This is a genomic window from Hyphococcus aureus, assembly GCF_042643165.1.
GTDB lineage: Bacteria > Pseudomonadota > Alphaproteobacteria > Caulobacterales > Parvularculaceae > Hyphococcus > Hyphococcus aureus.
On the sequence record NZ_JBHRSH010000001.1, the window covers coordinates 1,856,391 to 1,879,297 of the forward strand.

At 58.3% G+C, this 22,907-nt stretch carries 23 protein-coding genes; 10 read left to right on the forward strand and 13 right to left on the reverse strand.

The window, feature by feature from the left end:
• The first annotated feature begins 24 nt into the window (after positions 1–24).
• Complete coding sequence (locus tag ACFOOP_RS09105) at positions 25–606, forward strand: DUF2155 domain-containing protein (RefSeq protein ID WP_379880603.1); 582 nt, start codon at positions 25–27, stop codon at positions 604–606.
• Here ACFOOP_RS09105 and aat read toward each other — a convergent pair.
• Complete coding sequence (gene aat / locus ACFOOP_RS09110; protein WP_379880604.1) at positions 558–1,223, reverse strand: leucyl/phenylalanyl-tRNA--protein transferase; 666 nt, start codon at positions 1,221–1,223, stop codon at positions 558–560. The two genes, ACFOOP_RS09105 and aat, sit on opposite strands and share 49 nt — an antisense overlap.
• A 120-nt stretch (positions 1,224–1,343) precedes the next feature.
• On the opposite strand from aat, the gene ACFOOP_RS09115 reads away from it, so the two are divergent.
• From ACFOOP_RS09115 to ACFOOP_RS09130, 4 genes are read left to right on the forward strand one after another with little or no spacing between them, the layout of a single operon-like run.
• Positions 1,344–1,979 carry a TetR/AcrR family transcriptional regulator gene (locus ACFOOP_RS09115; RefSeq protein WP_379880605.1) on the forward strand — a complete coding sequence of 212 codons (636 nt, stop codon included), beginning with the start codon at positions 1,344–1,346 and terminating at the stop codon, positions 1,977–1,979.
• Positions 1,976–2,851, forward strand: coding sequence for an HlyD family secretion protein (locus ACFOOP_RS09120; protein ID WP_379880606.1), 876 nt, complete (start codon positions 1,976–1,978; stop codon positions 2,849–2,851). The genes ACFOOP_RS09115 and ACFOOP_RS09120 overlap by 4 nt, the downstream gene beginning before the upstream one ends.
• Entirely contained in the window at positions 2,848–3,789 is a 942-nt protein-coding gene (locus ACFOOP_RS09125) for an ATP-binding cassette domain-containing protein (protein WP_379880607.1), read from the forward strand. The genes ACFOOP_RS09120 and ACFOOP_RS09125 overlap by 4 nt, the downstream gene beginning before the upstream one ends.
• Positions 3,786–4,913 (forward strand): ABC transporter permease, encoded by a 1,128-nt coding sequence (locus ACFOOP_RS09130; protein ID WP_379880608.1) that lies wholly within the window; start codon positions 3,786–3,788, stop codon positions 4,911–4,913. The genes ACFOOP_RS09125 and ACFOOP_RS09130 overlap by 4 nt, the downstream gene beginning before the upstream one ends.
• On the opposite strand, the gene accC is transcribed toward ACFOOP_RS09130, so the two are convergent.
• Genes accC through aroQ form a run of 3 tightly spaced genes read right to left on the reverse strand, consistent with a single transcriptional unit; the run spans position 4,910 to position 7,228 of the window.
• Positions 4,910–6,253 (reverse strand): acetyl-CoA carboxylase biotin carboxylase subunit, encoded by a 1,344-nt coding sequence (gene accC / locus ACFOOP_RS09135; protein WP_379880609.1) that lies wholly within the window; start codon positions 6,251–6,253, stop codon positions 4,910–4,912. The two genes, ACFOOP_RS09130 and accC, sit on opposite strands and share 4 nt — an antisense overlap.
• A 20-nt stretch (positions 6,254–6,273) precedes the next feature.
• The gene (gene accB / locus ACFOOP_RS09140) at positions 6,274–6,732 is read right to left on the reverse strand and encodes an acetyl-CoA carboxylase biotin carboxyl carrier protein (protein WP_379880610.1); all 459 of its coding nucleotides are present in this window, start codon (positions 6,730–6,732) and stop codon (positions 6,274–6,276) included.
• Positions 6,733–6,772: 40 nt separating this feature from the next.
• Positions 6,773–7,228, reverse strand: coding sequence for a type II 3-dehydroquinate dehydratase (aroQ, locus tag ACFOOP_RS09145; RefSeq protein ID WP_379880611.1), 456 nt, complete (start codon positions 7,226–7,228; stop codon positions 6,773–6,775).
• 126 nt (positions 7,229–7,354) lie between these two features.
• Here aroQ and thiS point away from each other — a divergent pair, with 126 nt between their 5' ends.
• From thiS to ACFOOP_RS09170, 5 genes are all read left to right on the forward strand, one after another.
• Positions 7,355–7,555, forward strand: coding sequence for a sulfur carrier protein ThiS (thiS, locus tag ACFOOP_RS09150; RefSeq protein ID WP_379880612.1), 201 nt, complete (start codon positions 7,355–7,357; stop codon positions 7,553–7,555).
• A gap of 15 nt (positions 7,556–7,570) precedes the next feature.
• Positions 7,571–8,341 carry a thiazole synthase gene (locus tag ACFOOP_RS09155; RefSeq protein ID WP_379880613.1) on the forward strand — a complete coding sequence of 257 codons (771 nt, stop codon included), beginning with the start codon at positions 7,571–7,573 and terminating at the stop codon, positions 8,339–8,341.
• Positions 8,342–8,381: 40 nt separating this feature from the next.
• Positions 8,382–9,104 (forward strand): DUF4386 domain-containing protein, encoded by a 723-nt coding sequence (locus ACFOOP_RS09160; RefSeq protein WP_379880614.1) that lies wholly within the window; start codon positions 8,382–8,384, stop codon positions 9,102–9,104.
• 127 nt (positions 9,105–9,231) lie between these two features.
• A complete protein-coding gene (gene clpB, locus ACFOOP_RS09165) occupies positions 9,232–11,892 on the forward strand; it encodes an ATP-dependent chaperone ClpB (protein ID WP_379880615.1) in 2,661 nt (886 codons plus the stop codon).
• 10 nt (positions 11,893–11,902) lie between these two features.
• Positions 11,903–12,100: a hypothetical protein gene (locus ACFOOP_RS09170; RefSeq protein ID WP_379880616.1), complete on the forward strand. Its 198-nt coding sequence runs from the start codon at positions 11,903–11,905 to the stop codon at positions 12,098–12,100.
• 2 nt (positions 12,101–12,102) lie between these two features.
• Here ACFOOP_RS09170 and ACFOOP_RS09175 read toward each other — a convergent pair whose 3' ends face one another.
• The 9 genes from ACFOOP_RS09175 to ACFOOP_RS09215 all read right to left on the reverse strand — a co-directional run bounded on the left by ACFOOP_RS09175 (position 12,103) and on the right by ACFOOP_RS09215 (position 22,568).
• Positions 12,103–13,299, reverse strand: a complete 1,197-nt coding sequence (locus tag ACFOOP_RS09175; RefSeq protein WP_379880617.1) for a TIGR03087 family PEP-CTERM/XrtA system glycosyltransferase — start codon at positions 13,297–13,299, stop codon at positions 12,103–12,105.
• Positions 13,296–14,366: a FemAB family XrtA/PEP-CTERM system-associated protein gene (locus ACFOOP_RS09180; RefSeq protein ID WP_379880618.1), complete on the reverse strand. Its 1,071-nt coding sequence runs from the start codon at positions 14,364–14,366 to the stop codon at positions 13,296–13,298. The genes ACFOOP_RS09175 and ACFOOP_RS09180 overlap by 4 nt, the downstream gene beginning before the upstream one ends.
• Positions 14,363–15,211, reverse strand: coding sequence for an XrtA system polysaccharide deacetylase (locus ACFOOP_RS09185; RefSeq protein ID WP_379880619.1), 849 nt, complete (start codon positions 15,209–15,211; stop codon positions 14,363–14,365). Before ACFOOP_RS09185 ends, ACFOOP_RS09180 begins: the two co-directional genes overlap by 4 nt.
• A 21-nt stretch (positions 15,212–15,232) precedes the next feature.
• Entirely contained in the window at positions 15,233–16,693 is a 1,461-nt protein-coding gene (locus ACFOOP_RS09190; RefSeq protein ID WP_379880620.1) for an XrtA/PEP-CTERM system-associated ATPase, read from the reverse strand.
• A gap of 2 nt (positions 16,694–16,695) precedes the next feature.
• Positions 16,696–18,387 (reverse strand): porin family protein, encoded by a 1,692-nt coding sequence (locus ACFOOP_RS09195; protein WP_379880621.1) that lies wholly within the window; start codon positions 18,385–18,387, stop codon positions 16,696–16,698.
• Between the two features lie 4 nt (positions 18,388–18,391).
• Positions 18,392–19,324, reverse strand: coding sequence for a nucleotide-binding protein (locus ACFOOP_RS09200; protein WP_379880622.1), 933 nt, complete (start codon positions 19,322–19,324; stop codon positions 18,392–18,394).
• On the reverse strand, positions 19,321–20,862 hold the full coding sequence (locus ACFOOP_RS09205; RefSeq protein ID WP_379880623.1) for an XrtA system polysaccharide chain length determinant: 1,542 nt from the start codon (positions 20,860–20,862) through the stop codon (positions 19,321–19,323). Before ACFOOP_RS09205 ends, ACFOOP_RS09200 begins: the two co-directional genes overlap by 4 nt.
• Before the next feature lie 34 nt (positions 20,863–20,896).
• Positions 20,897–21,541 (reverse strand): XrtA/PEP-CTERM system exopolysaccharide export protein, encoded by a 645-nt coding sequence (locus tag ACFOOP_RS09210; protein ID WP_379880624.1) that lies wholly within the window; start codon positions 21,539–21,541, stop codon positions 20,897–20,899.
• Positions 21,542–21,746: 205 nt separating this feature from the next.
• Positions 21,747–22,568, reverse strand: coding sequence for an exopolysaccharide biosynthesis polyprenyl glycosylphosphotransferase (locus ACFOOP_RS09215; RefSeq protein ID WP_379880625.1), 822 nt, complete (start codon positions 22,566–22,568; stop codon positions 21,747–21,749).
• Positions 22,569–22,907 lie beyond the last annotated feature (339 nt).

The window sequence follows — 22,907 nt, forward strand, 5'->3', positions numbered from 1 at the left end:
GTTTGTGTTTTTGCGGCGCTGATCATGCTGTCCGCAACTGCCATGGCGCAGGACGAAGCGCCGGTTGACGACATTCTAAGTGAACTAGATCTTCTCTCACAGGCGGAAGATGATCCCTTCGCAGCCGCTGCAAACACGGAAGAACGCGAGCCGGTGTCCGTCACGCTTCGGGCCCTCAACAAGATCACGGCGCGGTACACTGATCTTGAAATCAAGATGAATGAAATCGCACATTTCGGCTCGCTCGAAATTCAGCCGCGCACCTGTGACAAACGCCCGCCGGAAGAGTTTCCGGAAACAACGGCGTTCCTTGAAATCTTCGACACTGAATTCGAAAGCCGCCAGAGCGATTTGAAAATTCAGGCGCCCGAATTGATCGAGGATGAAATCGAGACGAGGGACCTTGAGGTTCTGCCCGGCGAAGCGGTGGGCGAAACGCCTACTTTTGAAGCGCCGGCGGCGGTGGTGCTCGAAGGGCCGCAAGCAGAAGGCGTCAATATTTTCCGCGGCTGGATGTTTGCGTCGACGCCGGCCCTCAATGCTCTTGAGCACCCGGTCTATGATGTCTGGGTGATCGACTGCAAAACCAAAGCCGCCGATAATTGATCCGGCGCGGCGAAGAAGTCCGCTTTCTCCTTCAACGCTTTTGCGAGAATGATCTGGTAATCGGCGTCGTCCATGGCGATGAGCCCGAACTGGACGAGATGCTCGTTGAAAAACTGCGCGTCGATAAAATGAAAGCCGCCGATTTTCAGCCGCGCCATCAGATGCAGCATGGCGATTTTTGACGCCCCGCTCTCGCGTGAGAACATGCTCTCGCCGCAAAAGGCCGCCCCAAGCACAACACCGTAAAGACCGCCGACAAGCTTGCCCTCGCGCCAGCATTCCACTGAATGGGCATGGCCTTGAAAGTGCAGTTCCGAATAGGCTTCGACAATCGCATCATTGATCCAGGTTTCGGGCCGGGCCTTGGTCGCTTCGGCGCAGGCCATCATGACGTCTGAAAACGCCGTGTTGATGCGGATTTCAAACGGCTCCTTTTTCAGGAGCCGCGCCAGCTTTTTCGGCACATGCGGCGCATCCAGCGGAATGATCCCGCGCTCGTCGGGCAAAACCCAGACGACAGAAGCGTCTTCGCGCGCACGCGCCATCGGGAAATAGCCAAGCGTGTAGGCCTTTAACAGGTCCTCGGTCGGGATCGAATTGGCTGAATCGCGGGCCATGAGGGTCAGTCTAAGCTGGCCCGGCGGCGCCCGTCACCTGTCGTTTGACTGGTCCTGCTTATTGATTTTTTAAGGGCGGAGAATATATGACTGACGGGTTAGTTAGTTGTAGTCCCGTTTATGAGCCAGCTCGCCAGTCAAAAGCCGAAATGGCGTCGCCGCGCCGAAAGCCGGCCGGATGAGATTCTGGACGCTGCGCTCGAAATTTTCGAGCGGGACGGTTTCGATGCGGCCCGGGTCGAAGATATCGCCAAAGCGGCGAATCTGTCGAAAGCGGGCGTCTATCTCTATTTCGAGGCCAAGGACGCGATCCTGCGGGGGCTGATCGAGCGTGAAGTGGCGCCGGTCGCCCGTAACCTTCGCGCTGTCGCCGAGGCGGGCCTAGATGATCCCGTTGGCGCCCTGCACATGATCGCGGCCGCCTTGACCGGGCTGGCGAGCGATAAAAGAAAATTCGCCGTGCCCCGTCTCGTCCTGTCACTGGCGGGGCGCTATCCCGACATCGCCATCTATTACCGCGAGAATGTGGTCGAGCAGGGCCTCGCCGCCGTATCGGCTTTGCTGGAAGCCGGTGTCGCGAGTGGGGTGTTCCGGCCCTGCAACACCGAAATCGCCGCACGGATGTTTATCGGCCCCATCTTTCTGCATGGTTTTTACACGCATGTTCTCCTTGGCGATCCCGGGCCCCTAGACGCCGAGCAACGTGTTGAGGCGCACACGGATATTTTGCTTAACGGATTGATGGCGCAGTCATGAGAAACATCACCCTTCTTTGTATCGCAGCATTTCTTTCGGGTTGTTCCGACGCGACGCCAGACCGTCTCAGCGGTTATGTTGAAGCGGAAACGCTTTACCTGGCGCCGCAGGAAACCGGTGTTGTGAGCAACATTCACGTCGTTGAAGGCGACCGGGTTAAGGCGGGGGACATTTTGTTTCGCATGGATGCTGACAAAATCCTCTATCAGGCAGAGCAGGCGGAAGCCGCTGCGTCGGCGGCGGAAAAACGCGCCGATGATACGGGCGCCCTCGCTAAAGGGGTGCTGGAAGCGCAGGCTAATCTCGATCGCATCGCTGCTGACTTCGCCCGGACTGAAGAACTTTTCAAGCAGGGTTATGTCGCCAAGGCGCGCTATGATTCAGACCGCGCAGCATTGACGGCGGCGGAAGCGCGGCTGGAACGCGCACGGGCAGAAAAAGAGGCGGCTGAAGAAGACTATCAGTCGGTGCAGGCGCAGGCGGGGTTTGCGACGCAACGCCTTTATGACCTTGCGGTCGCTGCGCCGCAAGCGGGAAGCATTGAACGCATCTACCGCCGCGCCGGTGAAATCGCCGGCGCCGGCGACCCGGTGATCGCGCTATTGCCGCCGGGAAATTTGAAGCTGCGTTTTTTTGCGCCGGAACGCATGCTGGCCTCTTTCGCCCCCGGCAAGGAAATTGGTTTTCATTGCGATGGTTGCGCCGATGGCCTCAAGGCGCGCATCACCTATGTGGCGGCGGAGCCGCAATTCACGCCGCCGGTGATCTACAGCCTCGATGAACGCGATAAATTCGTGTTTCTCATTGAGGCTCGGCCGCTCAATACAGAAGGATTGAGGACCGGTCTGCCGATTGATGTTGAAGCGCCATGAAAGGCGAGCCCGTCATTGATGTGCGCGGCCTCACCAAGCGTTTCGGCGATAAAACCGTCGTCAATCATTTCGATCTCAAGGTGCCGCGCGGATCGATCTATGGGTTTCTTGGTCCGAACGGTTCCGGCAAGACGACGACCATCCGTATGGTGTGCGGCCTTTTAAAGCCTGATGAAGGCGAGGGGACATGTCTTGGATATGACGTTCTCCATGAGAGCGTGAAGATCAAATCCAATGTGGGTTATATGACCCAGCGCTTCTCGCTCTATGAAGATCTGAGCATTCGCGAAAACCTGGAGTTTTTTTCCCGGCTTTACGGTCTCGATGATATTCGCCGCCGCGTTGATGAAGCGATTTCATCGCTCGGGCTTGAGGGACGTGCGCGGCAATTGGCCGGGAGCCTGTCGGGCGGCTGGAAGCAACGCCTGGCGCTGGCGGCCTGTATGATCCATGAGCCGCAATTGTTGTTGCTGGATGAACCAACGGCCGGCGTCGACCCAAAGGCGCGGCGCGATTTCTGGGACACCATCCGCGCCTATGCGCGCGAAGGCGTAACCACGCTAGTCTCGACGCATTATATGGATGAAGCCGTCCAGTGCGACCGCATCGCCTATATCGCCTATGGCAAGAAATTGCTGGATGCGCCGACGGCGGAAATACCGGCGCGTCTTGGGCTGCACGCCTTCAAGATTGATAATGGCGATCTTGAGAAACTGTCGGCGGCGTTGAAAGGCGCGCCTGGCGTGGAGATTCTCGCGCGTTTTGGCGCCTCCATTCATGTCTGCGGGAAAGACCGGGAAAAACTCGCCGCCGCCGTCGCGAGGATAAGGGACGAGCCCGGCGTTCGGATCACAGAGATAGAGGCGGGTCTCGAAGAGGCGTTTATCTATCTCATGACCGAAAGCGATGACAATTTCAGTGTGGAGAGCGCGGCGTGATTTCTTTCTCCCGCATCGCCGCCGTGTTTATCAAGGAACTGGTGCAGATGCGCCGGGACCGGCCGACATTCGCCATTATGATTATGGTGCCGGTGATGCAACTCGCCTTGTTCGGTTTCGCTATCAACACTGATCCCCGTCATTTGCCGGCGGCGGTTGAGTTGCGCGATGACGGCCCCCTGACGCGCAGCTTTTTGTCCTCCCTTAAACAATCGACCTATGTAGAAATCATCGACCTCGTTCACAGCGATGCGGAGGGAGAAGAACTTTTGCGTTCCGGCAAGGTGAATTTCCTCATCGTTATACCTGAAAATTTTGAAACGGACTTTGTGCGCGGCCAGAAACCGGAAATCCTGATCGCGGCTGACGCCTCAGACCCGGTGGCCGCGGGCGGCGTTGTCGGGGCGATCGGGGAGATTGCGCGCCGCGCCTTTGCGCCAGACCTTGACCGGCTGCCGGCGAAATTGCGGGGCGGCGCTCCGCCTTATAGTGTCGTCATCCACCGGCAATATAATCCGGAGGGCGTCACGGCCTTCAACATTGTGCCGGGGCTTCTTGGCGTCATTTTGACGATGACCATGACGATGATCACATCCATAGCACTTACCCGCGAACGCGAACGCGGCACCTATGAGGCGTTGTTGTCGACGCCTGTTCGCCCGCTTGAAATCATGATCGGCAAGACGACGCCCTATATTATTGTCGGGGCGATCCAGACCTCGATTATTCTCCTGGCCGCGCGATATGTTTTTCATATCCCTTTCACCGGCGATCCGGCGGCGTTTCTTCTGGTCATCTCCGTTTTCATCCTGACCAACCTGATGCTCGGATATCTCATCTCCACTGTTGCGAAGACACAGATGCAGGCGATGCAGATGACGTTCTTCATCTTCCTGCCGTCGATCCTGTTGTCGGGATTCATGTTTCCGTTCCGCGCCATGCCCGGCTGGGCGCGCGCCCTCGGTGAAGGCATTCCGAACACGCATTTTCTGCGCATGGTCCGCGAAATCATGCTGAAAGGGGCGGGGCTGCCGGATATCATCAGCGACCTCGGACCGCTGGTGCTTATTCTGTTGGTGCTTGCAGGGATCGCGCTGATGCGGTTCCAGAGGACGCTGGATTAGTCGTGGCTCTCCAGCCACTCTTCAAGCCAGTGGATGTGGTAGTCGCCTTTCTGGAAAGACGGATCGTCAACAAGGTCCATGAATAGCGGCACGGTCGTTTCAACGCCGACGAAAACCATTTCGGAAAGCGCGCGTTTCAGACGCGCAATGCAATGGGCGCGGTCGTCGCCATAGACGATCAGCTTTCCGATCATGGAGTCATAATAAGGCGGAATTTTATAGCCTGTATAAACTGCGGAATCGAAGCGTACGCCGGGGCCGCCGGCGGGGTGGAACTGTTTGATCTCGCCGGGAGAAGGCCGGAAGGTTTTCGGATTTTCCGCATTCACGCGGCATTCAATCGCATGGCCTTTGAAGGCGATGTCTTCCTGTTTGAAGCTCAGTTTATTCCCGGCTGCGACGAGAATTTGTTCGCGCACAAGATCAATGCGGGTCACCTGCTCGGTGATCGGATGCTCCACTTGCAGGCGGGTGTTCATTTCGATGAAGTAGAACTCGCCATTTTCATACAAGAACTCGATCGTGCCGACGCCGAGATATCCGATCTTTTCGATCGCTTTTCTGACGGTGTCGCCAATTTTGATGCGCTCTTCATCCGTAAGCGCCGGCGAGAGCGCTTCTTCCAGCACTTTCTGGTGGCGGCGCTGCAGGGAACAGTCGCGCTCGCCGAGCTGAACTACATTGCCGTGATGATCGGCGATGATCTGAAGTTCGATATGGCGGGGCAGTTGCAGGTATTTTTCAAGATAGACCGCGTCGTCGCCAAAGGCGGCTTTAGATTCCGCTTTGGCGGTTGAAAGGGCTTCAGAAAGATCAGCAGCGGTCTTAGCGACCTTCATGCCGCGCCCGCCGCCGCCGGCGGCTGCTTTGACCAGTACGGGATAGCCGATTTTTTCTGCGGCTTCCTTTGCTTCTTCATAGGAGCGGACTTCGCCGTCCGAACCGGGCACCAGGGGGATCCCCGCCTTGCCGACCGCGTCCTTGGCGGCGATCTTGTCGCCCATCACCCGGATATGCTCCGGGTTCGGACCGATAAAGGTGATGTTATGCGCCGCCACAATCTCAGCAAAGCGCGCATTCTCCGACAGAAATCCGTAACCGGGATGAATGGCGTCAGCGCCGGTAATTTCCGCGGCGGAAATAATCGCAGGGATGTTGAGATAACTGTCCTTGGGCGCGGGCGGGCCGATGCACACACTTTCATCGGCAAGACGCACATGCATCGCGTCCGCGTCTGCTGTCGAGTGGACAGCGACGGTGGATAGGCCGAGCTCCTTGCACGCCCGGTGAATGCGTAGGGCGATTTCACCGCGATTGGCGATCAGGACCTTGTTGAACATGTCTTACCCGTCAATTCCGTTTATTCGATGATGAGCAGGGGCTCGTCGAATTCTACCGGCTGTGCGTCGGAAACCATGATATTTGTCACCTTCCCGGAGCGCGGCGCCGCAATAGGGTTCATGGTTTTCATGGCCTCAACGATCATCAGCGTCTGGCCTTCCGTGACTTGTGTTCCTTCGCGCACAAAGGGGTCAGCGCCGGGCGAGGGCGAAAGATAGGCGGTTCCCACCATTGGCGATTTGACCGTGCCCGGATGACTCGCCGCAGGGGCGGCCGGAACAGGCGCCGCTGCAGCTGCAACAGGAGCGGCCGCGGGCGCTGCGAAGGCGGCGACGCCGCCCTGGCGCGAGACGCGCAGCCTCGTATTGTCTTTTTCGATCTCGATTTCCGTGAGGCCGGTTTCTTCCAGAATCCCGGCAAGCTCGCGAATCCACGCAGCTTCAGATCCGTGATCTTTGTGGTCTTTCTTGTCGGACATGCAATTCCCGCTTCTTTACTGCGACACGCCGCTTTGACCGTCAGGAGGCCGTGCGGCTTTCAATAAGGGTTTTAAGGGCTTCGAGCGCCAAGCGATAGCCCGGCGCGCCGAACCCCATAATGGCGCCGTCCACCGCCGCCGCCGTGACCGATTGCCGCCGAAACGCCTCCCGGGCGTGGATATTGGACAGATGCAGCTCGATTTTCGGCAGCGCCGCCGCCGAAAGGGCGTCGAACAGGGCGATGGAGGTGTGGGTGTAGGCGCCGGGATTGATGATGAGGCCAGCCCCTTTAGCGGCGGCCTCCTGAACCCAGTCGACGAGGGTCCCTTCGGTGTTGGATTGGCGGAACTCAACGGAAAAGCCGAGCTCTTTGGCTTTGGCGGTCACCTCGGCCTCAATATCCGCAAGGGTGGTCCTGCCATAGATCTCAGGCTCTCTGGTCCCCAGAAGGTTGAGATTGGGGCCATTGAGGACATAGATCGTCTTCGAAGCCATGTTTTCCGCCCATGTTCCTTGCGGGGCCAGCCGCGCCTGAATACATCTGGCGCCCGAAAGCGCGCGTAAAGGCCCTAGTAAAACGGGGCCCGTCCCCGTGCAATAGATGGAAGAGATTGAATTTTCATGGATATTACCGTGAATGGCGAAGAGAGGCGGTTTGAAGGCCCGATTACCGTTGCGGGCCTGCTCGCTGCGCTGGAGCTTCAGCCCCGGAAAATCGCCGTGGAGCGCAATCTCGAAATCGTTCCGAAGTCGCTTTTCGAGGACACGGCGCTGAGCGACGGCGACAAGATCGAGATCGTCCAGTTTGTTGGCGGTGGTTAGGGTTTAGGAATACGCATGACGGATATTCTGGAAGTCGCCGGCAGGAAGCTGAATTCCCGCCTCATTATAGGCACCGGCAAATACGAGACATATGAGCAGAATGCGAAAGCGGCCGAGGCGGCGGGCGCGGAAATGGTGACGGTCGCCGTGCGCCGGGTGAACCTCACTGACAAGGACAAGCCGCTTCTCGTCGATTATCTCGACCCGAAGAAATATATTTACCTGCCGAACACCGCTGGTTGCTTCACCGCCGAAGACGCCATCCGCACATTGCGATTAGCGAGAGAGGCGGGCGGCTGGGAACTGGTGAAACTCGAAGTCCTCTCCGACCAGAAAACCCTTTACCCGGATATGGAAGAGACCCTGCGCGCCGCGAAGCTGCTCATCAAGGAAGGCTTCGATGTTATGGTCTATTGTTCCGACGATCCGGTTTATGCGCGCAAGCTCGAAGACGCGGGGTGCTGCGCTATCATGCCTTTGGGCTCGCTGATCGGCTCGGGGCTCGGGATCATGAACCCGGTGAACATCCGCCTCATTGTCGAACAGTCCTCCGTGCCCGTTATAGTTGACGCCGGCGTCGGCACAGCCTCAGATGCGGCGATTGCGATGGAGCTCGGATGCGACGGCGTGTTGATGAATACCGCGATCGCGGAAGCCAAAGATCCGATCCTGATGGCGAGCGCCATGAAGCACGCCGTTATTGCAGGCCGCGAGGCCTATCTCGCCGGACGGATGCCTAAAAAACGCTATGCCGATCCGTCGAGCCCGCTGGCGGGCTTAATATAAAGGCGGAGAAGGTTCGGCCTAAATCAAGACCGGGGTAACTATGGGACAACCAGCAATAATCTCTGAACCGCAAGCTTATGCGCGTTTCGCCGGCTTCAATTATTTCCTGATTTTCGTTCTTGCGATTTTTGCGAATTTTTTCGTTCTGTCGAAACTTATCGTCAGCGGTGATGCGGCCGCGACCGCCGCCAATATCGCATCGAATGAAAGTCTTTTCCGCCTCGCCATTGCTGCGTTTTTCGTTGTTCTCATTTGCGATGTGTTCATCTCGTGGGCGCTTTATCTGATCCTGCAGAAAGTCGATCCAAATCTATCGCTCCTCGCAGCGTTGTTTCGGTTGACCTACACGGTCGCGCAGATCGGCGTTCTTCTGAACCTTGTAAGCGTCCTTGAATTTGTCGGCGCGTCAGATCCGTCGAGCGCCCTGGCGGCGATCAATGACAGCGCCTGGCCGTATTATTTTCTTGGCGCCCACAATACGGGTTTCACCCTGACCTTGATCTTTTTCGGCGCGCATCTCCTGCTGCTCGGATATCTCGTGATCCGGTCTTCCTTCCTGCCGTCCCTGATCGGGGTTTTGGTGATGATTGCCGGCGCGGGCTACATCGCCGACGGCTTCAACGACATTCTCGCCCTTGATTATGGCGGGCTCCCCAATGCAGGGCTTTATGTCGTCATTCTGCCGGCCTTGGTCGGAGAGGGCTCGCTCATGCTCTGGCTTCTGATTCGCGGCCTGAACCGCGAAAAATGGCTTGCCGCCTGACTTGCGGGGCTCTGAAAATTTGCCACAGCGGCTTGATCTTGAGCGTTCGTAACCCATTTTGAGATAGAACAAGGCGTTGCCGCAACAGGGACGCTATTAACCCATTGACGCTCAAACCGAGGTCGAGATGCAATTTGAAAACTACACTGACCGCGCCCGCGGTCTCATTCAGGCCGCCCAGACCATCGCCCTGCGCGACGGCCATCAGCAATTCACCCCCGAACATGTCCTGAAAGCCCTGCTGGATGATCAGGAAGGGCTTGCCTCAAATCTTATTCGCGCGGCAGGGGGCCAGCCTGACAAGGCTTTGCAGCTGACTGACGAGGCGCTCGGCAAGCTGCCGAAAGTCGAAGGCGGCAACGGCCAGATTTACATGGCCGCGCCGACCGCCAAGGTCTTCGCCGCCGCCGAGGAAATCGGCAAGAAAGCCGGCGACAAGTTCGTCACCGCGGAACGGCTCCTCACGGCGCTGGCGGTGGAGGCGAGCGCAGGCACAGCAAAGATTTTGAAAGACTCGGGCGTCACGGCGACGAAACTCAACGAGGCGATCAATGACGTTCGAAAAGGGCGCACGGCGGATACGGCGTCGGCGGAACAGGCCTATGACGCGTTGAAACGCTACGCCCGCGACCTGACGGAGGCGGCGCGCGAAGGCAAGCTTGATCCGGTCATCGGTCGTGACGAGGAGATCCGCCGCACCATGCAGGTGCTGTCGCGCCGGACCAAAAATAACCCTGTGCTCATTGGTGAGCCGGGCGTCGGCAAGACCGCCATCGCTGAGGGGCTCGCGCTGCGCATCATCAATGGCGACGTGCCGGAGAGCCTGAAAGACAAATCATTGCTCGCGCTCGATATGGGTGCGCTGATCGCCGGCGCGAAATATCGCGGCGAGTTCGAGGAGCGCCTAAAAGCGGTCTTGAACGAAGTAACCGCAGCAGCCGGCAAGATCATCCTTTTCATCGACGAAATGCACACGCTTGTGGGCGCCGGGAAAAGTGACGGCGCCATGGACGCCTCGAACCTCTTGAAGCCGGCGCTTGCGCGCGGTGAGCTTCACTGCGTCGGCGCGACTACGCTCGATGAATATCGCAAATATGTGGAGAAAGACGCCGCGCTCGCCCGGCGCTTTCAGGCCGTGTTCGTGGACGAACCGACGGTCGAGGACACCATCTCTATCCTGCGCGGACTCAAGGAAAAATACGAACTCCATCACGGCGTCCGGATTTCCGACAGCGCCATCGTCGCCGCCGCGACGTTGTCGAACCGTTACATCACTGACCGTTTTCTGCCCGACAAGGCCATCGACCTTGTGGACGAGGCGGCGTCACGTCTTCGCATGGAAGTCGATTCCAAGCCGGAAGAACTCGATGAGCTTGATCGCCGCATCATTCAGATGAAGATCGAGCGCGAAGCCTTGAAAAAGGAAAGCGACAACGCGTCGAAGGATAGGCTTGAAAAGCTCGACAAGGAGCTTTCCGAGCTTGAACAGAAATCGGCGGACATCACAGCGCGCTGGCGGGCTGAGAAAGACAGCCTTGCGTCGTCAACGAAGGTGAAGGAGTCGCTCGACCAGGCGCGCCAGATGCTGGCCGACGCAGAGCGCCGCGGCGACCTTGGCCGCGCCTCTGAGTTAAAATATGGCGAAATTCCTGCGCTTGAAAAACAGCTCGCCGCGACGGAGGCCAAAGCCGATGAAGCGGCGGCGAAATCCCTTGTCCATGAAGTCGTGGACGAAGAAAACATCGCCGCCATCGTCTCGCGCTGGACCGGCGTGCCCGTCGACAAGATGCTCGAAGGCGAGCGCGAAAAACTCCTCGCCATGGACAAAGCGCTGGCCAAGCGCGTCGTCGGTCAGCACGAAGCGGTGGAAGCTGTTTCGGCTGCTGTGCGCCGTGCAAGGGCTGGTCTTAAAGACCCGAACCGCCCCATGGGTTCGTTCCTGTTCCTTGGGCCGACTGGCGTTGGTAAAACCGAGCTGACCAAAGCGCTCGCGGAATTCCTGTTCGACGACGAGACCGCGATTGCGCGTATCGATATGTCGGAATTCATGGAGAAACATTCGGTCGCCCGCCTTATCGGCGCGCCTCCGGGCTATGTCGGTTATGAAGAAGGCGGCGTCCTGACCGAGCGCGTGCGCCGGCGCCCCTATCAGGTTGTGCTTTTCGACGAGATCGAAAAAGCGCATCCCGATGTCTTCAACGTCCTGTTGCAGGTTCTCGACGACGGCCGCCTGACGGACGGGCAGGGCCATACGGTCGACTTCAAGAACACGCTGATCATCATGACGTCGAATCTGGGCGCTGAATATCTCGCGAACCAGCCGGAAGGCCAGGATAGCGACGCGGTGCGCCCGCAAGTAATGGAAGCCGTGCGGGCGAAATTCCGCCCGGAATTCCTGAACCGCCTTGACGAGATCATCCTGTTCCATCGCCTGTCGCGCGTGAACATGGATACTATTGTCGACATCCAGGTGGCGCGTCTGCAAAAACTGCTGGCTGACCGCAAGATCACGCTGGACCTTGACGACAAGGCGCGTCACTGGCTTGGCGACAGTGGTTATGATCCGGTCTATGGCGCGCGTCCGCTCAAGCGGGTCATTCAGAAAAAATTGCAGGACCCGCTCGCAGAGCTGATCCTGTCCGGCGAAGTCAGTGATGGCGAAACGCTTGAAATTTCCGCCGACGACGCCAGTCTCACCATCAATGGCAAACCTGTTGGCGGGCGTGACGCGTTTTCACTCGGCGGGTCAGGGCCGGAGGCGCCCGCCGCCGGAGCGTTGCTCAACTGAGGCGAGAGACATGACGGATAAAAAATGGAAGCCCGATGACGAAGAGAGTTTGAAAGAGCTCATTCGCGCGACCATCAAAAGCGCGGGAGCCATTGATCCCGCGCAGCTTCCGTCAAAAGTCCGCGAACAGGTCAAAGGGCGTGTGTCGGGCGATGTCGATATCGACGCCTATGTGAAGAAAGTGCTGGCTGAAGAAGGCAAAAGGTAAGCTCACAGTCCCAGTGCAGTGAGTTTGTCCTCAAGCGGCTTCAGCGCCTGATCCCATTGATGATGGGTCAGCACGAAATGCCTTGCAGCCCGTCCAATGCGCTCGCATTGGGTCGCATCGTCCAGAAGTGTGAGAATTGATGCCGCCATCGCTTCATTCGTTGCGGCGGTGAGCGCGGCGTCACGCGGCGCGGCGATACCGGTCATGGCAGCCGGGCTTGCGACAACAGGCTTGGCCATCGCCATCGCTTCCAGCACTTTATTCTGGATGCCGCGTCCTACGCACAGAGGCGCAACGGAGATCTTCGCCGCGCCGAGCCATGGGCGAATATCCTCGACGCGGCCGGTGACTGTAATCCCGTTCTCTCCATTGAGAGCGGCGACGGCGGGCGCCGGGTTTGCGCCGACAATGGCGAATGTCGCCTCAGGCTGCGACTGGCGCACCAGCGGCCAGACATGTTTTACGAAATGCAACACGCCGTCGATATTGGCGCGGTAATCCATGGCGCCGATAAAGACGCAGTCATATTCAGGCGTGTCCGAAGCAACATTTCCAATCGGATCGAAATAGGCCGCGTCGACGCCGTTTGAGAAGGATGCGACAGTGTTTGTCACGTCTGCGCGCGAATTGAAAATGGCGGCTTCCTCTGCACTGACCGCAAAGCACGCATCGGCCCAGCTGGTGATGTCCGTTTCTTCACGCTCAAGCAGTTTCGCCTCGCGCTGATAGATAATTTTCATTGGGCCTTTGGCGTCGCGGGCGTAGTCGCGCCATTTCTCCGCGTCCGTGTCGCAGAAATCGACGAGCCGTATGCGGTCGTCAATTGGCTTTTTGATATAAGGCGCCATGGAAGAAGAAAAGACGATCTCGGCGCTGAGCGGCTTTTTCCGAAGCTTGCGGACAGCAGCAACCATGCGGGCGTCACGAAAATACTGAAAGCTTAGTGGCTGTCCGGCCGCCAATGCCGCGACGCTTTTAATGCGCGCCGCGCGCGGGTCTAGTGGAATAATTGTTGCGCTCTCACAAAGCGTTTCCAGAAAATCGCGATGCACGAGGTCGCGCGGATCGTCGGCGAAGCAAGTGAGATGAACGCGATAATTGTCCGTCAGAAATTTCAGGATGCGCCATGACCGGATCTTGTCGCCTTTGTCCGGCGGATAGGGAATGCGATGAGCAAGGAATAAGACTTCCGATTTCATGGGAAATTCGGCGCCAGCAGAGGGCCGAGACGGTTCGCAGCGAAACCGGGAAGGCGCGGCCAGAGTTTCGAGAAGACTGCGAATTTCGGATTATTCACATTGATGTCGGGCGGCGCATCATCGCTGATAAGGTTGATGCGATAGGTGAAGGGGTGTGGGTCAATGCCCCAGAGTTTTTTATAGGCATAGGCGCCGGTGTCGATCTTGCTGCGCCCGAAATCGAAATATTCATACCCTTTTTCCGCAGCGCGGCGCATCGCCGACCAGTAGATAAAATCAAAAGCGCGTGTCGGCCGGGCTTTTTCAGTGGCGCCGACATAATAAGGCAGCACTTTGTCTTTGAAATAAAAACTCAACAGCGCGGCGACGGGCTCGCCATGATGTTCAATAACGGAAATCTCCGTCTCTGTTGAAAAGGCGTCCATCAAGGCGCTCAGAAAACGGCGCGGAAAAACAGGTGTGCCGAGGCGGTGAAGCGATTGCGCATAGAGCCGATAAAAGAGATCGGGCGAACCCTCATGGCGCACCGTCAAATCGCCTTTGTTGACAGCGTCGATCGCCTTGCGGATTTCGGCGCGTCGTTTGCGTGGGATCGCCGCCAGCGCTTCCTTATCATCTTTCAACAGAGGCGTTACAAAACCAGCGTGCCGCCCGCTTTGCGCCAACCAGCCTTTCGCCTCAAAATCAGACCGGCACTCGATATAGCGAACCGCGGTTTCTTCGCCGAGCTTATTGGCCGCGTGGAGCAGCGCCTGCAGCGCGTCGCCGTCTCTGGCGAGCGGACCGCCGCCCACTGAAAAAGCTGTCGAAATCAAAGAAGCGCCGAGCAGCGGCGTTCTGGCCATAGTCAGGGGGAGGACGCCGGCGAGTCTGCCTTCCCGGCGCGCGGTGATGTAGAACGTCTCATAGCCATACGCGGCTTTGACGGCTCTGCCCCACCCCGAGAGGTGAAAGAATGTCCCATGGGGTTGCGCGCTGACAAACTCGTCCCATTCCGCTGCATCGCATTGTGTTTCGACTGTAACCGATAAAGGCGAGCCCGGCGTGATGGATAGGGGCGCATTCATGACAGTCCGAGGGCCTCGTCAATTCTGCCCCAGGAATAAGCGCTGAGCGTTTTCGAAAGCTTGCCTTCCATGCGGTTGAGATTGAGATAATGGCGCAATCGCGATTTTAACGGCGCCCGTGTAAGGCGCGGTTGCCCTGGGTCGATTTCCCAGGGATGAAAATAAAAGATCACAGGCCCGTTGAGGGTTTTCGAGGCTTTTGACAGCAATGCTTTTGACAGGGCGAGAGGCGCCGCGCGAAACCAGCCGCCGCCAGCGGCGCTGAAGCGCTTTCCCAGAAAATTCACTGTCGCCACCGGGGCTTCAATCATGCCGGCGATTTCATGGGGCGATTGCGCCGCCGCCGCATCGCCGTAATGGTCATGCGCAATGGGATGGCTGCTGGACGAATAACGATGACCGGCTTGCGCAAGCGTCTCATGGGCCCAAGGCGTCGCCTTGCCGATGGAAAACCCTGCGGCGCGATAGCCTTTGACTTCAACGCCGGAAAGATCTTCCAGAAGCGTTTTTGTTTTTGTGACGTCAGCGAAGAATTGATCGCGAGTCTGTTCTGTAACCTTGGTGTGGTCATAGCCGTGGCTGGCCAGTTCATGACCGCGGGCGACAATATCCCTGATCAGCTCCGGGTCGCGCTCCGCCACCCAGCCAAGCGTGAAAAAAGTCGCCTTGGCGTTGTGTTTGTCAAAGAGATCAAGACAGCGGCGGGTGTTGTCGCCAACCCGGGATGAAAAGCCGTCCCACGAGGCGCGAGAGACGACGCCGGAAAACGCCCAAACCTGAAAATAGTCTTCCACATCGACGGAAAGAGCGAAGCGGGGCCGAGATATGATGTCGGCGGCGTTCATTTTTCCCTCTCCGGCGGCCGGTCAGCCTTCAGCGGAACGCATTGCATCGAGAAGCGCTTCGGCCCGGCCAAGGCTGGCTGCAATTTTCTCGCGGCGCGCCTTTCGATCCTTTTCGCCCGCACCGACAGAGCGTGTCAGCTCCACCACATTGGAATGGGCGCGCTTTAACTCGTCACGGGTTTCGTCGATGGAGCGGGTCAGGGCGATTCTCCATTGCGGTTCGCCTGCATTTCCCGTGGGCAACATTGTGTCGCCGGAGTCTGGCGCTGTCTCTTCTTCAAATTCGGAGGCCGCGCCTTCGCTCGCTGCTTTGATGGCGCTCGCCACATCGGTCAGCGTCGCTTCCTGGCGGGCGTCGTCCCCCTTTTTGGCGCGCAAGCGGTCTAGCACGCTCATGGAAGAGGGCGTGGCGGTTGGTTCTTGTTCCACGGGAGGCTCCATGTCGGGTTCGACAGCGGCGGTTTTGCGCGCTCGCTCAGTCTCCAGCGAGACTATGTTGGTGTCGGTCTCTTCTGCGGCGGCGTCATCAGCCTCGGAGATATCCGTCGGCGTTTCTGCCGGTTCAGCGGTCGCCTCTATAACGGGCTCTTCTTGCTGCGGCTCTTCCCGGGCCGGCTCACCTTCGACTTTCGCGACTGGCGGCATGGCGTCCGCGGGTTTGCGCGCGTCGAGTTTTTCTTCTTTCAACTCAGCGCAAACTGTTTCGACAACCTCCACCGTCACTTCATGCTTCTCTTCCAGCGAGCAATAAAGCATGAGCCGGTTACACAGGGTGTTGACGCGCCGGGGAAGGCCGGTTGTGGCTTCATGGATGGCGCTGAACGCATCATCCGCGAAGGCCGGGTCTTCGCGCCAGCCTGCAACGGACAGGCGGTGCATGATGTAATCGCGGGTTTCTTCCTCGGAAAGATTCTCCAAATGGTAGGAGGCAATCACGCGCTGGCGCAATTGCTCCATATTGGGTTGCTCCATAATCGTACGGAATTCAGGTTGACCCACCAGAAAGACCTGAAACAGGGGCGTGCCTTCATAATCGATATTGGAGAGCATCCGCAGCTCTTCGAGTGTTTTGAAGGGAAGGTTCTGCGCTTCATCGATGATCAGGAGGACGCGCCGACCACGATTGAGCTGGTCGAAAAGATAATCCTCGAAGGCCTCGATCTCGCCTGTGCGGCCTTCGCCTTCTGGCTCGATCCGAAAGGCGGAAAGAATCTGGCTCAACAGATCCTCAGGCTCGATGTTTGAGGTGAGGAGGTTTGCGGCGACAATATTGGACGAGTTGAGCTGGTCGAGAAGATGGCTGATCACCATGGACTTGCCCGCGCCGACGGGGCCGGTGATCACAATAAATCCTTCCGCTTGCTTCAAGCCGTAATGAAGATACGCCATCGCCTTGTTATGGCTGCGGCTGCCATAAAAGAAACGCGGGTCCGGGTTAAGCCGGAACGGGGCGTCGGATAGGTGGAAATACTCTTCATACATTTTTAGAAGTCCACAGTGATTCCCGCCAGCAAGTTGTTCTCGTTATATTCGAGAAGGGCGTTCGGCGAAAAACGCTCCGTATGCGTCGCCTCGACAAAAATAGAAGCATTTTCGTAGATGCGGTAAGACGCTCCAATCTGGCCGATGACCGTGTTGGTGACGCCATTTTGCGCAGCGAGCGATGCGCAATCGGTGACGGCGTTAAACAGCGGGTCCATGGTGTCGAGGCCGAAAATCAGCGGATTGGCTTCGCAGGTCGCCGGATCGAACGCGGTGTCTGTTCGGCGGTAGGAGACCGAACCATAACCGGTGACGCGGCGCGCCAGGCGGCGGTTCAGATTCAGGCCCGCGCCATAGGTTTCAATCTGGCGATAGCCAAAATTGTCGTCCGAGTAAAAGCCATTGAGTGAGATTTCGGTCATGTCGAAATCGCCCGTCAATGTTGCAAAAGCGCTATCTGTAACGGAAACGCCGCTTGTTTGGGCGCTGCCGAAATTACGGCCAGAGGAATAGAAAGTTGCAGCCTCGATAATATCGCGTGCTGGCAGCTCTTGCCCCTCGCGGAGCCGATCGGCGAATTCGAGCGTTTCACGCTGCGTCGTGCTGAATTGCGACGTGACCGATTGCGCGCGGGTGCGGAACGACCGGCTGGCGCCGGCGGTAAACGCAAATCGCTGGGAAATCTGGTATCGCGCGCTGGCGTCGATGAAGTCATCGCCATAACGCTCGCCATATTCGATCCTGATGGAAGAGCGTGGGCCTGGTTGCGCTGTAAAGCCCGCGCGCCAGAAGAAACCGGAGAGGTCTGCGTCATTAAAGAATACGGCCGCCGCGCCTTGGGTTTCCATTTCGTCATAACCGACAGCCCCGGAAAGGGCGAAACGGTCGGTCAGCGAGAATTGCAGATCGGCCGAAAGCGCGCCTTGCTTGTATCCGAAGTCAGGGAAAATGCTGACGCCATCCTCTGTCGTGTCGCTGCCATAAGCCGTCAGGCGGAAACGCATCCGGTCGAGCTTGCGGCCGCTGTCATATTGCGCGAGCACTTCATGTGTAATCGAGTCGCTGACAGAGTTGCCGGTCAGAAACGAAGAGAGCGATCCGCTTTCGTCAACGAAAACCTGCGAGAAGCGGTAACGCAACTCTGTGGTCGATGAGTCAGAAAACTCATGAAAGACATAGGGGCTTGCCGAATAATTATGGACATTTGCACGCTGGTTGCGCCCGGCGTTGATATTGCCCGAAAAGCGCGCCTGATCGCCGAGCAATTGTCGCGATGTCGCGCCGGACAGGTCGAAATAGAGCCAGTTGTCGACGCCCGTGAAGGTGCTGGTGGCGCCAATATTCTGGTTCACCACGAAATCGCCCTGGTTGATCAGATAGGAAAAATCGAGATCGCCGAGCGCGATCGCTGTGACGCGGTGCGTTGAAACAATCGCGCCGCCGGAAAACATGGTTGAAATAGAAAATTCATCTTCCTTCAATCCCGACCGCGAGAGGTTGATATTGTCGGAATAGCCGCCCCGCAATGATGCGCTTGCAGCGTAGCCGAAATAATCCGTCTGCATTTTCAGTGGAGCATTGGGCGCGGCGACCTGTGCGAAGGAGGCCGTCGCAAAGACACCGATGCCGGCGCTCGCAAGGAGCGCCGCTTTCGTGCGTGGAGCGGCGACTGGTTTTTTGATGTGCTTCCCCATGAGATTATCCTTCACTGGAGGGTTTGCCGGCGGGCGCGCTCGCGGCCTCGCTGCGGTCGTAATATTCGTAGGAGCCGTAATGGGCGCCGCCTGCGCCGATCTGGCAGCGGTTGAGCATCAGGCTCACATTCGGATTAATGTCGATCAGTTCGTCAACAGCGGCGGCGACGGCGGCTTCCGGAGTCGAATTGGCTTCCACCACGAAGACGATCTCATCGGCGTATTTGGCGAGCATCACCGCGTCCGTGGCGGCGAGCACCGGCGGCGCATCGATAATTACAAGACGCTGCGGATTAGCCGTAGAAAGTTCGGTCCACATGTCCTGCGCGCTGGCTGTTGCGAAAAGGTCGGTCGGCCGTTCCGCCCGCGCGCCTTCGGGCAGGATGGTGAGCGGCGCGTCGATAAGGCGCCAGCCAAGGCTTTCCACATCAATTTTCGGATCAAGAATGCGGTCATGAAGGCCTGCCGCTTCAGGCAGGCCGAGACGCTCACGGATTTTAGGGCGCGACAGATCTGCATCGATCAGCAACGTTTCAATCTGATCTTCGAGCGCAAGGCTGAGGGCGAGGTTGATCGCCGTGAAGGTTTTGCCTTCGCCGGCCCGGGTCGAGGTCACGAGGATCATGTTGCGTTGTTTGCCGGGCGTGCGAAACGCCTGACGCTCGCCGCTTGAACGCAGATAGCCGATGCGGCGCAACAGGCGGCGCTTTACCGCGCGCATTTCCAGCGCAAGCTGGTTTGAGCGCTCTTGCGGATTGTAAAACCCGTGATGGGACATCGCCTCAAAATCGAGATCGATTTTCTCAGGCTCTCCCATCTGGCGCGTTGCCGTCATGTCGACGGCGTCGCGCTTTTTCTTGTCTTTCTTGTTCTTTTTGTCCTTCTTGGCGAAGGCGGCCTTCAGGACATTGGCGCCGGCTTTTTCAACTACGCTCATGATGACGCCTCCGCCGTTTGAGAGAAGGCGGACGCTGTTTTTTCAAGCGCCGGGCCTGTTGAGGGCAGGCGGAAGACCGTCAGATAGGCATAAATCCCCGCGACAGCGACAAAGCTGACGCTCGCCATGGCGAGACGCATGAGGTCGCGTTTGCGCGCTTCGAAAATGTCGTCCGACGGGGTCTCACTGATGGCGCCGAGCACTGGCAGGCCGAACGCGGTTTGCAGCTCGCTCGCCTGCGTATAGCTTTTATCGAGCAGGGCGAGGCCGAGCGCCGCCGCGGCGCCAGCGCCCACAGCAGCGACGCACACGCCGAAAATGAGAAGCAGCCGCGGCGGGTCGTTCGGCGCCAGCGCTTCGGCAGGCCATTCGAACACCTGATATTCGACGCCGCGGCCGGCTGCGCCGAGGCTGCGCGTCAGCGCCAGGCGGTCGCGCCGCGACAGCAATTCATCATAGGTTTTTTGCGTCTGTTCGTATTCCCGTACGATCTGGCGCAGCTCCGCTTCGACGGCGGGGGCTTGTCCCGCTGCAAAGTCGAGGGAGCCGAGTTCATCCTTGAGTTTGATCTCGCGGGCTTCGAGGGCTGTGACAGAATCCTGCGCAACGCGAAGCTCCGATTGCAGCCGGATGAATTCGGGATTCGCCGAGAGCGTTGCGTTTTCCTTTTCGAGCTCCTCGATGCGGGCGACAACGCCGCGAATGTCGGGATGGTTTTCTTCATACTGGCTGCGCAGCGCTGAAAGTTCGACTTTGAGTCGGTCAAGCTCCCCGCCGGACGCGCGCCGCGGCGTCGCCGAAATGAGATTTTGCAATGTCAGGACGCGGCCTTTGGTGCGCTCAATCTCGTCGCCAACCCGGACAAGCTCGTTTTCCTTAAGCTCGCGTTGGCGCGTTTCCCCCTGAAGGGAGGTCAGTTCGGCGGCGTGCTCGGCGCGGAAGGCGGCGACGGCGCGCTCATTGGCGACCAGTTTTTCCTCATACTCTTCGACCTGCAAATCGAGGCGGCGGCGCGCCGCTTCGCTCTCCGTGAGGCTGGCGCCGAGATCCTGTTCGATCAGCATATTGAGGACGGCGTCGACAACGGCGCGGGCGATTTTCGGGTCGCTGTTTTTGTAAGAGATGATGAAATACATCTCCCGCGGGCTTTCGATATTGATCTCGCCGGCCACCCAATCGACCATGCCTTGCATTTTTGCGCGGCGTTCAAGAGGGGTGCGGGCTTCAATCGTTTTGTCGAGGCCGGAGCGCAGAATGATTTCCTCCACATTCGGCCGCGTCAAAAGCTGAAGGCGCATGACTTCGACGCGCCGGGAATAATCCGGGCGCGCCGTAAAGCCGTTCAGCACGGGTTCGAGGATCGTTTCCGTTTGCACAAAGACCTGCGCGCGGGACTCATACTTGTCCGGTATGAGCCACACGGCGAACCAGCCTGCGAGCGCTGCAGCCCAGGCCACGGCAAGCACAAGCCAGCGCCTGCGCCAGAGCCCGTTAAGGCTGCGCAGGACCGGTTGCGGCAAATCGGAGAACTTAAACACTACTCTATTTCCCCAAACCCCTCGAGCGCGCCGCTTAAAGCACGCTTTCCGGGATCAAAATGACGTCGCCCGGAAGGACCGGAACGTTCGCAGAAATATTGCCTTTGCGCAGGAGATCATCGAGGCGCAGGCGATAGGACTGACGATCTTCGCCTTGTCCGCGAATGAGCACAGCCCGGTTGCCGGCGGCGAATTCAGTGAGACCGCCCACCGCGACCATGACGTCGAGCACGGTCATGCCGGCCTGATAGGCGAGGGCGACTGGCTGTTGCGCTTCCCCGAGGACGCGGACCTGCTGGTCATAAGTCGATGAGAAATCGCTGACGATCACGGTCACTTCCGGCGTGCGCACATATTCGCGCAGGACGCCTTCAAGATCGTTGGCGAGTTTCGACGGCGTCTTGCCGGCGGCGACCATGTCTTCAACCAGCGGCGTCGAAATCCGGCCATCCGGGCGAACGGTGACTTTGGTCGACAGCTCTGGCGCGCGCCAGACGAAAATCTCGAGCTGGTCGAGCGGGCCGATCAGATAGTCAGGCGCGGCGGCTGCGGCGTCCGACGCATTCGCTGGAGCGGCTGCGAGTTTTTCCCCGCCAAGGCCGACGGCGCTACAGGCGGAAAGGATCAAGGCTGCGCCGATCGCGGCCAGGATGCGGAAATTGTCGAGAATTTTCATCATGTTCATCACCTCAAAGGCGCCAATGCGCATCACGCCGGCGCGAAAGCCTCAAAAATCGCACGTCAGTTTAAAGGCAACGCAAAATCTTTGCCATGCCTCCCCCTTCCGCTGCGTCATGCAAAACCATGGAATCCTTGGATCCTGGCGGTTTCGCAGCCCGCCTCTCATTCCCTGATTCCGTTGGAATCAGTAACCTTAAAGGGTCTTATCGGCTGCCGAGCCCAAATAGGGCGACCCGGACCGTCATCAGGACAATCAGGAGGTCCAAAAGCGGGGAAGAATGCCGGATATAATAAAGGTCGTAGCGCAGCTTGGTCCGTGCGCCTTCGACTGAGGCGGCGTATTCATATTTGACCTGGGCCCAGCCGGTGATTCCCGGTTTGACCAGATGGCGGCAATGATAGAGCGGGATTTCCTGTTCCAGCTCGCGGACGAATTCGGGCCGCTCCGGCCGTGGACCCACAAAGCTCATTTCACCGCGCAGAACGTTGATCGCTTGCGGGATCTCGTCAATGCGGAATTTCCGGATGACAGATCCCACAGGGGTGACGCGTTTGTCTTTCACGGCGGCGTATTGCGGGCCGTTCGCTTCGGCGTTTGCGATCATGGAGCGGAATTTGAACACCTCAAATTCCTTGCCGCCAAAGCCGACCCGGCGCTGCCGGTAAAGAACAGGACCACGGCTGTCGAGCTTGATCGCGACGGCGGTCAAAACCAGCAGCGGTGACAAAAACCCCAGCAAACAAAGGCTCAAAACGATGTCCAGTCCGCGCTTGATGGCGGCTGAAGAAGGTCTGCGGCCGCGCTCGGCGGCGTCAGCGATCTCTCCCAATTGTGTGGTCTCGAGATTTAGCCCGTCGCCAGACGGTGTGAGATTTCCGGATTGTCCATCATGCTCTTCCGGTGAAGCCTCGCGATATGATGACGTTCGATTACGTTCTCGGCGAGACGCCGGACCGAGCGCATAATTTGTCGCTGCGACGCTGGCCACGGCGGCGGCCAACGCAAATGCGTAATGAACGTACATCCCCCGGCCCCATTTTGCGGAGGCGCGCCTCCGACAGTCCCGATGTCCCGAAATTCGACAGTCGACACAGTTTCCGCATAATGCATGCCTAACGAAAAGTTAAGAAATTTATTGTGACAAAGCGGGGAATGAGCGCATTTTCGTTCAGAGATTGCGCCTTTTATGGCGCTCAGCGGCTCAGAAAAGCGAAGATGGCGACCCAAATTCCACCGGAACTTGCAAACCAGACCGCCATGCAAGCGAGAACGGGCAGGCGCTCCCGGGAGGCGGAGGCTGGGCGTTCCAAATTGGCGTGTGCTGCGAGAGACATCTGTATCAATCCGGGTCAGGGGGCTGGTG